Annotated in this window: 16 protein-coding genes and 1 pseudogene; 11 read left to right on the top strand and 6 right to left on the bottom strand. The window is 61.9% G+C overall.

The annotated features are described in order from the left end of the window. Positions 1-39: 39 nt before the first annotated feature. From QRN70_RS20385 to QRN70_RS20375, 3 genes are all read right to left on the bottom strand, one after another. The gene (locus tag QRN70_RS20385; protein WP_285419700.1) at positions 40-936 is read right to left on the bottom strand and encodes a phasin family protein; all 897 of its coding nucleotides are present in this window, start codon (positions 934-936) and stop codon (positions 40-42) included. 10 nt (positions 937-946) lie between these two features. Then, positions 947-1,369 carry a phasin family protein gene (locus QRN70_RS20380; RefSeq protein ID WP_285419699.1) on the bottom strand — a complete coding sequence of 141 codons (423 nt, stop codon included), beginning with the start codon at positions 1,367-1,369 and terminating at the stop codon, positions 947-949. A 248-nt stretch (positions 1,370-1,617) separates the two neighbouring features. After that, a complete protein-coding gene (locus QRN70_RS20375; RefSeq protein WP_285419698.1) occupies positions 1,618-1,893 on the bottom strand; it encodes a polyhydroxyalkanoic acid system family protein in 276 nt (91 codons plus the stop codon). Between the two features lie 154 nt (positions 1,894-2,047). Here QRN70_RS20375 and ubiE point away from each other — a divergent pair, with 154 nt between their 5' ends. From ubiE to QRN70_RS27845, 11 genes and pseudogenes are all read left to right on the top strand, one after another. Continuing rightward, positions 2,048-2,818 (top strand): bifunctional demethylmenaquinone methyltransferase/2-methoxy-6-polyprenyl-1,4-benzoquinol methylase UbiE, encoded by a 771-nt coding sequence (gene ubiE / locus QRN70_RS20370; RefSeq protein WP_007952418.1) that lies wholly within the window; start codon positions 2,048-2,050, stop codon positions 2,816-2,818. Next, positions 2,818-3,441 (top strand): ubiquinone biosynthesis accessory factor UbiJ, encoded by a 624-nt coding sequence (locus QRN70_RS20365; RefSeq protein ID WP_285419697.1) that lies wholly within the window; start codon positions 2,818-2,820, stop codon positions 3,439-3,441. The genes ubiE and QRN70_RS20365 overlap by 1 nt, the downstream gene beginning before the upstream one ends. Further along, positions 3,438-5,042 carry a ubiquinone biosynthesis regulatory protein kinase UbiB gene (ubiB, locus tag QRN70_RS20360; RefSeq protein WP_285419696.1) on the top strand — a complete coding sequence of 535 codons (1,605 nt, stop codon included), beginning with the start codon at positions 3,438-3,440 and terminating at the stop codon, positions 5,040-5,042. The genes QRN70_RS20365 and ubiB overlap by 4 nt, the downstream gene beginning before the upstream one ends. Positions 5,043-5,164: 122 nt before the next feature. Beyond that, positions 5,165-5,566: a phosphoribosyl-AMP cyclohydrolase gene (gene hisI / locus QRN70_RS20355; protein WP_285419695.1), complete on the top strand. Its 402-nt coding sequence runs from the start codon at positions 5,165-5,167 to the stop codon at positions 5,564-5,566. After that, the gene (locus QRN70_RS20350) at positions 5,559-5,891 is read left to right on the top strand and encodes a phosphoribosyl-ATP diphosphatase (protein WP_007952422.1); all 333 of its coding nucleotides are present in this window, start codon (positions 5,559-5,561) and stop codon (positions 5,889-5,891) included. The genes hisI and QRN70_RS20350 overlap by 8 nt, the downstream gene beginning before the upstream one ends. A gap of 25 nt (positions 5,892-5,916) precedes the next feature. Further along, on the top strand, positions 5,917-6,198 hold the full coding sequence (locus tag QRN70_RS20345; protein ID WP_003220847.1) for a twin-arginine translocase TatA/TatE family subunit: 282 nt from the start codon (positions 5,917-5,919) through the stop codon (positions 6,196-6,198). A gap of 10 nt (positions 6,199-6,208) precedes the next feature. Continuing rightward, positions 6,209-6,673: a Sec-independent protein translocase protein TatB gene (tatB, locus tag QRN70_RS20340; RefSeq protein WP_285419694.1), complete on the top strand. Its 465-nt coding sequence runs from the start codon at positions 6,209-6,211 to the stop codon at positions 6,671-6,673. Next, positions 6,670-7,458, top strand: a complete 789-nt coding sequence (gene tatC, locus QRN70_RS20335; protein WP_285419693.1) for a twin-arginine translocase subunit TatC — start codon at positions 6,670-6,672, stop codon at positions 7,456-7,458. The genes tatB and tatC overlap by 4 nt, the downstream gene beginning before the upstream one ends. Then, complete coding sequence (locus QRN70_RS20330) at positions 7,455-8,162, top strand: 16S rRNA (uracil(1498)-N(3))-methyltransferase (RefSeq protein ID WP_285419692.1); 708 nt, start codon at positions 7,455-7,457, stop codon at positions 8,160-8,162. Before tatC ends, QRN70_RS20330 begins: the two co-directional genes overlap by 4 nt. A gap of 203 nt (positions 8,163-8,365) precedes the next feature. Next, positions 8,366-9,427, top strand: a pseudogene (locus tag QRN70_RS27850) (methyl-accepting chemotaxis protein); the annotation flags it as partial. After that, the gene (locus tag QRN70_RS27845; protein ID WP_438826482.1) at positions 9,410-10,282 is read left to right on the top strand and encodes a methyl-accepting chemotaxis protein; all 873 of its coding nucleotides are present in this window, start codon (positions 9,410-9,412) and stop codon (positions 10,280-10,282) included. The pseudogene QRN70_RS27850 and the gene QRN70_RS27845, both read left to right, overlap by 18 nt. 226 nt (positions 10,283-10,508) lie before the next feature. Here the strand turns inward: QRN70_RS27845 and QRN70_RS20320 are convergent, their stop codons facing one another. The 3 genes from QRN70_RS20320 to QRN70_RS20310 all read right to left on the bottom strand — a co-directional run bounded on the left by QRN70_RS20320 (position 10,509) and on the right by QRN70_RS20310 (position 13,148). Continuing rightward, the gene (locus QRN70_RS20320; RefSeq protein WP_285419690.1) at positions 10,509-11,243 is read right to left on the bottom strand and encodes an amino acid ABC transporter ATP-binding protein; all 735 of its coding nucleotides are present in this window, start codon (positions 11,241-11,243) and stop codon (positions 10,509-10,511) included. Beyond that, on the bottom strand, positions 11,236-12,195 hold the full coding sequence (locus QRN70_RS20315; RefSeq protein WP_285419689.1) for an amino acid ABC transporter permease: 960 nt from the start codon (positions 12,193-12,195) through the stop codon (positions 11,236-11,238). Before QRN70_RS20315 ends, QRN70_RS20320 begins: the two co-directional genes overlap by 8 nt. Before the next feature lie 155 nt (positions 12,196-12,350). Beyond that, positions 12,351-13,148 (bottom strand): transporter substrate-binding domain-containing protein, encoded by a 798-nt coding sequence (locus QRN70_RS20310; RefSeq protein ID WP_065260936.1) that lies wholly within the window; start codon positions 13,146-13,148, stop codon positions 12,351-12,353. Between the last annotated feature and the right edge of the window lie 140 nt (positions 13,149-13,288).

The following is a 13,288-nucleotide window of genomic DNA, read 5'->3' as shown; positions in this document are numbered from 1 at the left end:
GACCTTCACAGGCCGGGCGTTTTGTTTTGCCCTGAGAAATCAGGACTGACTGGTTGGCGTCGACGGGGTCGATGCGGCAGTCGGGGTGGCTACCGGAGTCGGTGCAGCGGCGGAGTTCGACGCGCTGGCCGGGGTGGCCGGGGTAGCAGGCTTGGCCGCCGGAGCTGGCGTTTTCGCTGCAGCGGTTTTCGCCGCGGCCGGTTTTTTCACTGCCGGTTTTTTCGCCGCAGCCGGTTTGGCCGCTGGCTTGGCGGCCGGTTTTGCAGCGGCGGTTTTCGCCGCTGGCTTGGCGGCAGGTTTGGCCGCAGGTTTCGCAGCGGCTTTGGCAGCAACCGGTTTCGCAGCAGCCTTGGCGGCTGGCTTGGCGGCGGCCGTTTTAGCGGCAGGCTTGGCGGCAGCGGTTTTTGCCGCTGGCTTGGTGGCGGCTTTGGCGGCTGGTTTCGCAGCCGCTTTGGCCAACGGCTTGGCGGCCGTCTTGGCTGCCGGTTTGGCCGCTGCGGTTTTCGCCGCGACAGGCTGGGTTTTCAGACCGGTGAGTTTTTCGATCTGCTTGGTCAGCGTTTCGACCTTGCTGTGCAGCGCTTTGACTTCGTTGCGGCTAGGTACACCCAGACGCGAAATCGCGCTGTTCAGACGCTTGTCGAAAGCCCCTTCCAGCTCGTCCCACTTGCCCAGTGCGCGATCTTTCACGCCGCTGATGCGCGACTTGGCCGAAGAAGCGGAGTCCTTGGCGGCATCGACTTTCTTGCCGACGGCGTTCTTGGTGAGCTTCTCGGCTTTCTCGCCGTCTTTGACCAGTGACTCGAAGAGTTTGCTGCCGTCAGTGTCGATCTTCGAGTACACGCCTAAACCAGCCAGCCAGATTTTGCGGGAGTAGTCTTCGACTTTCCCAATCCACGAGCTGCCTTCTTTATCGGTGTTCTTTTTACCAGCCATCCCGTTCTCCTTAAGATTTACGCGCGACGCGTTCGAGCAATGCCGTCAGCTCATCGAGCTTAGCAGAGAGTGTCTCAACGTCATGTTTAGACGGAATGCCGATACGATTCAAGGCACTGGCAACACGGGAGTCGAACGCCTTCTCGACCTTGTCGAGCTGAACTTCGACCTTGCCTTTGAACGAGCTGACTTCGGTCCTGGCTTCATCGATCTCGGCGTTGGCCGCTTCGAGTTTTTCGGTGACGGCTTTTTTGCCTTTCTTTTCAACAGTTTGACCAGCCTTGATCAACTCCTGAAAGTAGTCGCTGCCCTCTTGGCCGACCTTGGCGTAGGCACCCAGGCCTGCCAGCCAGATCTTGCGGGCATAGGATTTGACGTCGCTCAGGGCAGAAGTCGAAGCGTCGATTTTTTTCTTCAGAATAACTTTGGCCATGGTGCACCTCACGCGCAGAAGGTTTGAGGAACTGCCCGCAACAGGGACGGGCTCAGGCACAAAGTAGGCAGAAAAATTAGAAACGGCACCCTAACAACTGACATAAACAGTCGGCAGGACAAACTCGAACCCTGTGGGAGCGGGCTTGCCCGCGATGAGGCCGGCACATCCAGAATTTTCGTAATCTGACCCACCGCCATCGCGGGCAAGCCCGCTCCCACAGGGATTCGGGATTCAGAAAAAAGGCGTCAGACCAGGGCTTTATCCAGTGCCTTCTCGATCTCGGCTTTGATCATGCCGCTCATGGCCGACATCATGATGCCCAGCTCGACGTCGACCTTGATCGAATCCTCGGCCACATGCACCGCGCCCTTCACACCCGAACGCTTGAGATTGAGGGTGTCGCCCGACCATTGCGGCTCCAGGCCATATTGCTCGGACAGTTTCTGCGCCAGCTTGTCGGCCTTCGCGCGGGCGGCTTCCTTGCCCAGGTTGTGGGCACGCTCAACACTGATTTTGGCCATTGCATGACTCCTGATTGATGAATATGTGTCGGTCAATCTTGACCGCATCTGCGGCAAATCGTCCCGAAGGTTGCCCATCTTACCTTTAGCCATTCCAAGACAAAGCATGGCTTGAGGATTAGAATGTCGCGCATTCTCTTTTGGTGACAGCGATATGACTGATCAGCGCAAAGGCAGCGATGCCGAACCCACCACTCACTTCGGCTTCAAAAATGTTCCGGAAAGCCAGAAAGCGGAAAAAGTCGCTGAGGTGTTCCACTCCGTAGCCGCCAAGTACGACCTGATGAACGACCTTTTGTCGGGCGGCATGCACCGCCTGTGGAAGCGCTTCGCGATCGAACTGTCGGGCGTGCGCGCGGGCAACCGGGTGCTGGACATCGCCGGCGGTACCGGCGACCTGACCAAGAAATTCTCGCACCTGGTCGGCCCGACCGGTCAGGTGGTATTGGCCGACATCAACGAATCCATGCTCAAGGTCGGCCGTGACCGCCTGCTGGATGTGGGTGTCTCGGGCAACGTCGAATTCGTCCAGGCCGACGCGGAAAAACTGCCGTTCCCGGACAACCATTTCGACTGCGTGACCATCGCCTTCGGCCTGCGCAACGTGACGCACAAGGAAGACGCCCTGCGCTCGATGCTGCGCGTACTCAAGCCCGGCGGGCGCCTGCTGGTGCTGGAGTTCTCCAAGCCGACCAACGCGCTGATGTCCAAGGCCTACGATGCCTACTCGTTCGCCTTCATGCCGCTGATGGGCAAGCTGATCACCAACGACTCGGAAAGCTATCGCTACCTGGCCGAATCGATCCGCATGCACCCGAACCAGGAAACCCTGAAGTCGATGATGGTCGACGCCGGTTTCGACCGCGTGACCTATCACAACATGACCGCAGGCATCGTCGCCCTGCACCGCGGCATCAAGCCCTGATGTTGCTCACCGGGCTGCTGGCCAGCGTCGAACTCGGTCTGAACCGGGTGCTGCGTCTCGACAGCACGGCGCTGCCGCGCCTGGCGCATCTGACTGGCAAAGTGATTGCCGTCGACTGCCGCAGTCCGGCGCTGCAACTGTTCATACTGCCCAGCGATGAAGGCCTGATGCTTGCCTCACACTGGGAAACCGGCGTCGACTGCACCCTGCGCGCACCCGCCTCCAGCCTGCTGAAGCTGGCCATGAGCAAGGACAAGACCGCCGTGCTGCACGGCCCGGAAGTCGAGCTCGACGGCGACAGCGGCGTGCTGCTGGAACTGGCGGGCATCCTCCAGGACCTCGAGCTGGACTGGGAGTACGAACTCTCACGCTGGCTCGGCCCGGTCGCCACGCAACTGATCGGCGGCCACCTGCGCAGTCGCGCACGCTGGTATCAACAAGGATTTGCCAGCCTCAACCAGAACCTCGCCGAATACCTCGCCGAAGAATCGCGCACCCTCGTCGGGCAGCGCGAGGCCGAAGCGCGATTCAGCGAACTGGACCGGATCAAACTTGATCTGGAACGTCTCGAGGCGCGTTTCGAGCGCCTTTCCCGATCCCTCGACCCAAGCGATAACGCATGAAGCTGCTTGCCGTCCGCCGTCTGTTGCGCATCCAGCGCGTCGTGATCCGCTACCGCCTCGATGACCTGCTGTTCGATCTGCCGCTGCCCTGGTTTCTCCTGGCGTTGCGCTACGCGCTGCCGTGGCGCTGGTTGCCGCGCAAGCCGCTGGAGCTGAGCCGCGGTGCGCGCCTGCGTCTGGCGCTGCAGGACCTGGGGCCGATCTTCATCAAGTTCGGGCAGATTCTCTCGACCCGCCGCGACCTGCTGCCGGAAGACATCGCCGATGAGCTGATGCTGCTGCAGGACCGCGTGCCGCCGTTCGATTCGCAGCTGTCGGTGAAACTCATCGAGGAACAGCTGGGCAAGAAGATCAGCGAAGTGTTCAGCCGTTTCGACGTCGAACCGCTGGCCTCGGCCTCGGTGGCGCAGGTGCATGCCGCGCAACTGAAGAGCGGCGAAGAAGTGGTGGTCAAGGTGATCCGCCCGGGCCTGAAACCCGTGATCGCCCAGGATCTGGCGTGGCTGTTCATCCTCGCCCGCGCCGCCGAGAAAGTCTCCGCCGACGCGCGTCTGCTGCACCCGGTGGACGTGGTCAGCGACTACGAAAAAACCATCTACGACGAACTCGACCTGTTGCGCGAGGCGGCCAACGCCAGCCAGTTGAAACGCAACTTCGAAGGCTCGCCGCTGCTCTACGTGCCGCAGGTCTACTGGGACTGGTGCCGGCCGAAAGTGCTGGTGATGGAGCGCATCTACGGGATTCAGGTCACTGACCTGGCGACCCTCGCCGACCAGCGTACCGACATGAAACTGCTCGCCGAACGCGGGGTGGAGATCTTCTTCACCCAGGTATTCCGCGACAGTTTCTTCCACGCCGACATGCACCCGGGCAACATCTTCGTCAGCACCGTCAATCCGTGGAGCCCGCAGTACATCGCGATCGACTGCGGCATCGTCGGCAGCCTGACCCCGGAAGACCAGGACTACCTGGCGCGCAACCTGTTCGCCTTCTTCAAACGCGACTACCGCCGCGTGGCACAGCTGCACATCGATTCGGGCTGGGTGCCGGCGGAAACCAAGCTCAACGAATTCGAAGCGGCAATCCGTACCGTGTGCGAACCGATCTTCGAAAAACCGTTAAAAGATATTTCATTTGGCCAGGTGCTGATGCGCCTGTTCCAGACGGCGCGGCGCTTCAACATGGAAGTGCAGCCACAGCTGGTGCTGCTGCAAAAGACCCTGCTGAACATCGAAGGCCTCGGCCGCCAGTTGTACCCGGACCTCGATCTGTGGAACACCGCGCAGCCGTTCCTCGAGCGCTGGATGCGCGAGCGCGTCAGCCCGAAAGCCTTGCTCGGCAACGTGCAGAGCCAGTTCGAACAGCTCCCGCACCTGGCCAACATGGCCCGCGACCTGCTCGAGCGCATGTCGCAACCGCACGCCAGCGACCCGCCGCCACCGTGGCACAAACGCAAGGACGACTGGTTCCTGCGCCTGCTCGGCAGCGCCCATCTCGCCGGCGGCACGATCCTCGCCGCCGGCGGCCCGATGCACGAACTGGGGCATTGGCCGGCGGGCATCATGGTTGCGGTCGGCCTGTATCTGGTCGTGCGCCGATAGCAGGAATCAGCTGCAGGTTATAAGCTGCGAGCTTCAGGCTTGACGCTACAGGCACAGCGCAACCTGCTTTTACTTGCAGCTTGAAGCGCGAAACTCGAAGCTGCTTTTGTCAGGAATTGAAGATGAAAAACTGGCTGGACGAGATCAAGTGGGACGCCGATGGCCTGGTGCCGGCGATTGCCCAGGATCACAAGACCGGACGCGTACTGATGATGGCCTGGATGAACCGCGAAGCCCTCGAGCTGACGGCGGCAGAAAACCGTGCCATCTACTGGTCACGTTCCCGTGGCAAGCTGTGGCGCAAGGGCGAAGAGTCCGGCCACGTGCAGACCCTGCATGAGATGCGCCTGGACTGCGATGCCGACGTGATCATCCTGATGGTCGAGCAGATCGGTGATATCGCCTGCCATACCGGCCGTCAGAGCTGCTTCTACCGCGTCTTCGAAAACGGCGACTGGAAAACGGTCGACCCGGTGCTCAAGGACCCGCACGCCATCTATAGCGCAGGACACAACCATGAGTGACACCCTGACTCGTCTGGCCCAGGTGCTCGAAGAGCGCAAAGGCGCGGCGGCCGACAGCTCATATGTAGCTAGTCTGTATCACAAGGGCCTGAACAAGATTCTGGAGAAAGTCGGTGAAGAGTCGGTCGAGACCATCATCGCCGCCAAGGACGCCGCCGTCAGTGGCGACTGCAGTGATGTGATCTACGAGACCGCCGACCTGTGGTTCCACAGCATGGTCATGCTGGCCCAATTGGGGCAGCATCCGCAGGCCGTGCTGGATGAACTGGATCGCCGCTTCGGCCTGTCCGGACACGTCGAGAAAGCCTCGCGTCCGTCCGCCTGAACAATTTTGAGAGAGGAACAGCAAGATGGGCATTTTTGACTGGAAACACTGGATCGTCATTCTGGTAGTCGTGGTCCTGGTGTTCGGCACCAAGAAACTGAAAAACCTCGGCACCGATGTCGGCGAGTCGATCAAGGGCTTTCGCAAAGCCATGAACGACGACGAAAAACCTGCTGCCGATCCAACCGTGACCCCGGCGCAACCGGTACCACCGGTGCAGCCGCAAGCCACTGCCCAGGCCAACCCGCCGCACACCATCGACGTGCAGGCGCAGAAAGTCGAAGAGCCGATCCGCAAAGACGTGTGAGTACTGACTAATGTTTGGTATCAGCTTCTCTGAACTGCTGCTCGTCGGCCTCGTCGCCCTGCTGGTGCTGGGTCCCGAGCGCCTGCCGGGCGCTGCGCGCACCGCCGGCCTGTGGGTCGGGCGGCTGAAGCGCAGCTTCAACGCGATCAAACAGGAAGTTGAACGGGAAATCGGTGCCGACGAGATCCGCCGGCAACTGCACAACGAGCACATTCTGTCGCTGGAGCAGGAGGCACGGAAGATTTTCACGCCGACCCAGCAAGAGCCGACACCCGTGCCGCCGGTTGCAGAGCAGACGCCAGCGGCCCCCGTTGCCGAGCAAACGATTCATGCGCCGACAGCGAGCGTCGAACACGTTGCTGCCACAGCCGCCGAGGCTGCACCGGTGCTGAAGCCGATTGAACTTGTTGCTCCAGCCGCTGCGCCAGCCACACCGGCGCCCCAAGACACCACTTTGCCGCCGCGAGCCCCATGAGCGATCTCCCCGAAAACGACCAGCACATGCCGCTGGTTTCGCACCTCACCGAATTGCGCACCCGCCTGCTGCGTTGCGTCGCGGCGATCTTCATCATCTTCGCCGGGCTGTTCGCCTTCACCCAGCAGATCTACACCTTCGTCTCGACGCCGCTGCGCCAGTACCTGCCGGCCGGCGCGACGATGATCGCCACGGATGTGTCGTCGCCGTTCCTCACGCCGCTGAAGCTGACGATGATGGTTTCGCTGTTCCTGGCGATCCCGGTGATCCTGCACCAGATCTGGGGCTTCATCGCGCCGGGCCTGTACAAGCATGAGAAGCGCGTCGCGGTGCCGCTGCTGGTCTCCAGCATCCTGCTGTTCTACACCGGCATGGCCTTCGCCTACTTCTTCGTGTTCCCGCTGATCTTCAAGTTCTTCGCCGCCGCCACCCCGGCCGGCGTGGAAATGATGACCGACATCACCAGCTACCTCGACTTCGTGATGACGCTGTTCTTCGCCTTCGGCGTGGCGTTCGAAATCCCGGTGGCCGTGGTGCTGCTGGTGTGGATCGGCGTGGTCGACGTCAAATACCTGAAGAAGATCCGTCCGTACGTGATCATCGGCTGCTTCGTGGTCGGCATGATCCTGACCCCGCCGGACATCTTCTCGCAGACCCTGCTGGCCGTACCGATGTGGATGCTGTTTGAAGTCGGCATCCTGTTCGGCAGCCTGGTCAGCAAACGCGAGCGCCCGGAAGAGGCGGCGGACGACCACAACGACCAGCCGCCAGCGACCCAGGCATGAACCTGCTGTTGCTCGAGGAGGCCGATTTCATTGCGGCCGACCGCGTGGTGCTGCGCGATCGCCGGCTGACCCACATGCAGGAAGTCCATCGTTCGCAGGTCGGTGACAGCCTGCGGGTCGGGCGCATCGGCGGCCTGATGGGCACGGCCGAGGTGCTGCGCCTGGACGCGGCGGAAGCGGAACTGAGCGTCACCCTGAATCAGCCGCCACCGGCCAAGCTGCCCCTGACCCTGGTGCTGGCCCTGCCGCGGCCGAAGATGCTGCGCCGGGTGTTCCAGACCGTGGCGACCATGGGCGTGCCGAACGTGGTGCTGGTCAACAGCTACCGGGTCGAGAAGAGCTTCTGGCAGACGCCCTTCCTCGAGCCCGAGGCGATTCGCGAGAATCTGATCCTCGGCCTCGAACAGGCCCGCGATACCGTACTGCCGCAGATCATCATCGAGAAGCGCTTCAAGCCGTTTGTCGAAGACCGCTTGCCGGCCATCACAGAGGGCACCCTCGGTCTGGTCGGCCATCCCGGCAACTACCCGCCCTGCCCCCGCGCGCTGAGCGAACCGGTGACCCTGGCCATCGGCCCCGAGGGCGGCTGGATTCCCTACGAGATCGACCTGCTGGGCAAGTCCGGCCTGCAACCGGTGCAACTGGGCGACCGCATCCTGCGCGTTGAAACCGCCGTCACCGCCCTGCTCGCCCGCCTGTTCTGACACCCCACCGTCCCTGCAGGCGCTGCCGCAGGCGGCGATCTCCAGATCTTGCATTACCAACAAAATCAGAAGATCGCAGCGTCGTTTCACTCGGCAGTTGCTCCAGGGCGCGAGGTTCGGCGGACAGAAGGTGTTACAGATTGCCATCATCCGGCCGATAACCTCCCCATAAGTCCAATTAGTGGTCCGAGGGGAGTGGTCGCATGTACCGTTGGTTAGCCGAGAATCTTGGGAACGTCAGCGTCAAACGCAAGCTGGGAATCGGTTTCGGCCTGGTTCTGTTACTGACGCTGTTGATTACCTTCACCGGCTGGACCGGCATGAGCGGCATCATCAGCCGTGGCGACAAGCTCGGCTTCATCTCCAGCCTCAACGAGCTGACCAAGGACCTGCGCCTGGCGCGCCTGGACTATGAAGCGCGCCGTGGCGAGCAAGGTCCGGGCGCGGTCAACGACCTGCTGGGCAAACTCGACAGCGGCCTGCAAAGCGCCCGTGGCATGATCGAGCAACCGTCCGACGTGGCCATGATCGATCAGCAACTGGCGGCGGTCGCCGAGTACAAACGCGCCTTTGGCGACATGACCCAGGCCACCGTGCAGCGTGAAGACGCCCGCAGCAAACTCGGCGCCAGCGCCGACAACGCCGTGGCCAAGGTCAGCGAAGTCGAAAAATCCCTGCTGCAAGGCGACAGCGTCGCGCAGTTCAACAGCGTGATCGAACTGAGCAAACTGCTGCAGCAGGCGCGCTATCAGGTGCGCGGTTACACCTACAGCGGCAAGGCCGAGGCCGAACAACCGGCGCTGGATGCCATCGCCGCCGCCCTGAACAATCTGGAAGGCCTGCCTAGCAAACTGCCCGAGCAACACATCGCCAACCTGCAACAGGCCACCGAATCGCTCAAGGCTTACCGCGCTGCTGTCAGCCAGTTCCGCGACTCCCAGGTGAACAACGCCAAGGCGCTGGCTCGCATGTCAGCTCAGGGCGACATCCTGCTCGACGTCAGCAAGAAACTCACCGTATCGCAGACCGTCGTGCGCGACACCGACGCCGCTCACGCCAAGAACATGCTGCTGATCGCCACCGCGCTGGCCCTGGCCTTCGGCCTGCTGGCAGCCTGGGCGATCACCCGGCAGATCATCATTCCGCTGAACCAGACCCTGAAAGTCGCCGAGCGCGTGGCGGCCGGCGACCTCACCCACAACCTGATCTCCCTACGCCGCGACGAACTCGGGCAATTGCAACGTTCGATGCAGAGCATGACCCAAGGCCTGCGCGAGCTGATCGGCGGCATCAGCGACGGTGTCACCCAGATTGCCAGCGCCGCCGAGGAGCTGTCGGCGGTGACCGAGCAGACCAGCGCCGGGGTCAACAATCAGAAAGTCGAGACCGATCAGGTCGCCACCGCCATGAACGAAATGGCCGCCACCGTGCAGGAAGTCGCGCGCAACGCCGAGGAAGCCTCGGAAGCGGCGGTCGCGGCCGACCAACAGGCCCGCGAAGGCGACAAAGTGGTCGGCGAAGCCATCGCCCAGATCGAGCGCCTGGCGGCCGAAGTCGGCCATTCCACCGAAGCCATGGGCGAATTGAAGCGTGAAAGCGACAAGATCGGCAGCGTCCTCGACGTGATCAAGTCGGTGGCCCAGCAGACCAACCTGCTGGCCCTCAACGCGGCCATCGAGGCGGCGCGCGCCGGTGAGGCCGGGCGAGGTTTCGCCGTCGTGGCCGATGAAGTGCGCAGCCTCGCCCAGCGCACGCAGAAGTCCACCGAAGAGATCGAAGAGCTGATCGTCGGCCTGCAGAACGGCACCCAGCAAGTGGCGACCATCATGGACAACAGCCGCAGCCTGACCGACAGCAGCGTCGAGCTGACCCGGCGTGCCGGCGGTTCGCTGGAGAGCATCACCCGCACCGTCTCGGCGATCCAGGCGATGAACCAGCAGATCGCCGCAGCGGCGGAACAGCAAAGCGCCGTGGCCGAAGAGATCAACCGCAGTGTGCTGAATGTACGCGACGTGTCGGATCAGACCTCGGCAGCGAGTGAAGAGACCGCGGCGTCCAGCGTTGAGCTGGCGCGGTTGGGCACGCATCTGCAGATGCTGGTGGGGCGGTTCAAGGTTTAAGTGGATTCCAGATCGTTCCCACGCTCCGCGTGGGAATGCATCCTGTGACGCTCCGCGTCGCGCTTGCGAAGGGACGCAGAGCGTCCCGGGCGGCATTCCCACGCAGAGCGTGGGAACGATCAGTGAAGCCAGCTCCCACAGGTTTTCAGTCGTTCACCAAGTTTGTGTTCAACCCATGACTGTGGGAGCTGGCTTGCCAGCGAAGGCATCCTGAGAGACGCTGAAATTACAGGACCTGCCGCAGGAAGGCCTGAGCGCGCGGGTCCTTCGGTGCATCGAAGAACTGCGCTGGCGATGCATCTTCCAGCAGTTTGCCGTGATCGAAGAACAACACCCGGTCCGCCACTTCCCGAGCGAAGCCCATTTCGTGGGTGACGCAGACCATGGTCATGCCCTCCACGGCCAGGTTCTTCATCACATCCAGCACTTCGCCGACCATTTCCGGGTCGAGAGCCGACGTCGGTTCATCGAACAGCATGACTTTTGGGTCCATCGCCAGCGCCCGGGCAATCGCCACGCGCTGCTGCTGCCCGCCAGACAGACGTGACGGGTATTCGCCGGCCTTCTGCGCGATGCCGACCTTTTCCAGCAACGCCAGGGCCTTGGTCTCGCTTTCCTTCTGGCCGCGCTTGCGCACGACTTTCTGCGCCAGGCAGAGGTTCTCCAGCACGGTCATGTGCGGGAACAGATTGAAATGCTGAAACACCATGCCGACTTCGCGGCGATAGGCATTGACGTCGGTTTTCGGATCGGCCAATTGCAGGCCGTCGATGCTCACCGAGCCCGAGTCGAACGCCTCCAGGCCATTGAGGCAGCGCAGGAAGGTCGATTTACCCGAGCCGGACGGACCGATCACCACCAGCACTTCGCCCTTGGCCACCGTGGTGGTGACGTTATCCACCGCCCGCACTATCTGGCCACGGGTGTCGAAGACTTTTACCAGATCGCGGACTTCAATCACTTTGCGCGAGCCTCCGCTCGAGCCGGCTGGCGATTTTCGACAGCGGCAGGTTGATCAACAGATACAGGCCGGCGACACAGAACAGGATCTCGAACGGCGAAAACGAGGTGGTGATCACTTCGCGTCCGCTTTTCAGCAGTTCGGTGATGGCGATCACCGACACCAGCGAAGTGTCCTTGACCAGACTGATGAACTGCCCGGCCAGCGGCGGCAGGACGCGCTTGAAGGCCTGCGGCAGCACCACGTGGCGCATCGACTGACCGGCACTGAGGCCCAGCGAACGCGCCGCTTCGTTCTGCCCGCGGGCAATCGACTGCACGCCGGAACGGATGATTTCCGCCACGTAGGCGCCGGTGAACAGCGACAGCGCGGCGATCCCGGCGAACTCGCGGGACAGATTCATCACCGTGCCGATAAAGAAGTAGAAAATGAAGATCTGCACCAGCAGCGGCGTACCGCGCACCAGTTCGACATAGATCGTCGACAGGTCGCGCAGGGTCGGGTTGCTCGACAGGCGGCACAGCCCGGTGACCAGTCCGATCAGCAGGCCGAGCACGCCAGACACCAGCGATAGCCAGAGCGTGGTCCACAGGCCCCACAGCAGCGGTCCTGCCGCCCAATGCCGAGTGACGCCCACCACGTCGCCTTCGGCGACATCGTCGCCCTGAGCGAACTGCAGGCTGTTCTCGTCGACGGTCAGATGCTGCTCGTCGCCGGCGTCGTTACGCAGGGTGACTTGCGCACTGCTGCCCTTGCGCACCAGTTCAGTGACGGTGGAGATATCGGCAGCGCGCTGGGTTTCCTCGGCCTGATAGGCGAAGTATTGCGGCACGCGATTCCAGCGCCACTCGTAGGACATCAGCGACGTGGCGTAATACAGCGCCCCCGCCAGGCCGACCAGCACCAGCACGGTCAGCACGTGCCAGGGCCATTGGGCTTTTTTCTGTTTCATTGCAGATTCCGGAATTTGTGTTGCCTGGGCGGCACTCTTCGCGAGCAAGCTCGCTCCCACACGTTCAGTGCCGGACACAAAATTTGTGTTCACCTAAAACACTGTGGGAGCGAGCTTGCTCGCGAATGGGGCGACTCGATCCCACTGATCAAGTGTTATTCCATGTCCTTGAGCCACTCGGTGCTCTTGAACCACTTGTCATGGATGCGATCGTAGGTGCCGTCTTCGTGAATCTGGTGAAGGAAGTTGTTGATGAAGTTGAGGCTGTCGTAGTCGCCCTTCTTCAGACCGAAGGCCAGCGGCTCGTAGGTGAACGGCTTGTCGAGGAACACCAGCTTGCCGGCACCGACCTTGTTCACCGCGACGACGTTGTACGGCGCGTCGTAGATGAAGGCGTCGGCCTTGCCGTTGACCACGTCGAGCACGGCTTCCTGCTCGTTGTCGTAGCCGTGGTACTTGGCCTTGGCGATCAGTTTCTTGGCGACCATCTCGCCGGTGGTGCCGAGCTTGGACGTGATGCGGTAGTCGGCGGTGTTGAGGTCCTTGTAGGACTTGATGGTGCCTTCCAGCTCCTTGCGGATCAGCAGGGTCTGGCCGACAACGATGAACGGTTCGCTGAAGTTCAGGCGCAGGTTGCGCTCCTGGGTCAGGGTCATACCGCTGCCGATCATGTCGAACTTGTCGGTCATCAGGGCCGGGATGATGCCGTCGTAACCGGTGGACACCAGCTCCAGCTTGACGCCCATGGCCTTGGACATGGCCTTGAGGATATCGACTTCGAAACCGATGATCTCGCCGCGCTTGTTGGTCATCTCGAACGGCATGTAGGTCGGATCCATGCCGACTTTCAACGTGCCGCGCTTGACCGCGTCATCGATCGCACCGGCCTGCGCCGCATTGACTGCCACCAGTGCCGTGACGCCGACCAGCAGCATCGACAGATACTTCTTCATCTTCAAGTCCCCAAAACCATTGCGTTTGCGGCGCGAAAAACGACAGTGCTGGACAAAAAATGTCCGGGTGCGCCAATTCGGGGACGGATGCTAACGCACTCGTCCGTTTGCACAAGGTTTTTTGATCGGTTGGTGTCGGA

This window comes from Pseudomonas sp. efr-133-TYG-5, assembly GCF_030209175.1.
GTDB lineage: Bacteria > Pseudomonadota > Gammaproteobacteria > Pseudomonadales > Pseudomonadaceae > Aquipseudomonas.
This window is presented reverse-complemented; position numbering and strand designations above follow the sequence as displayed.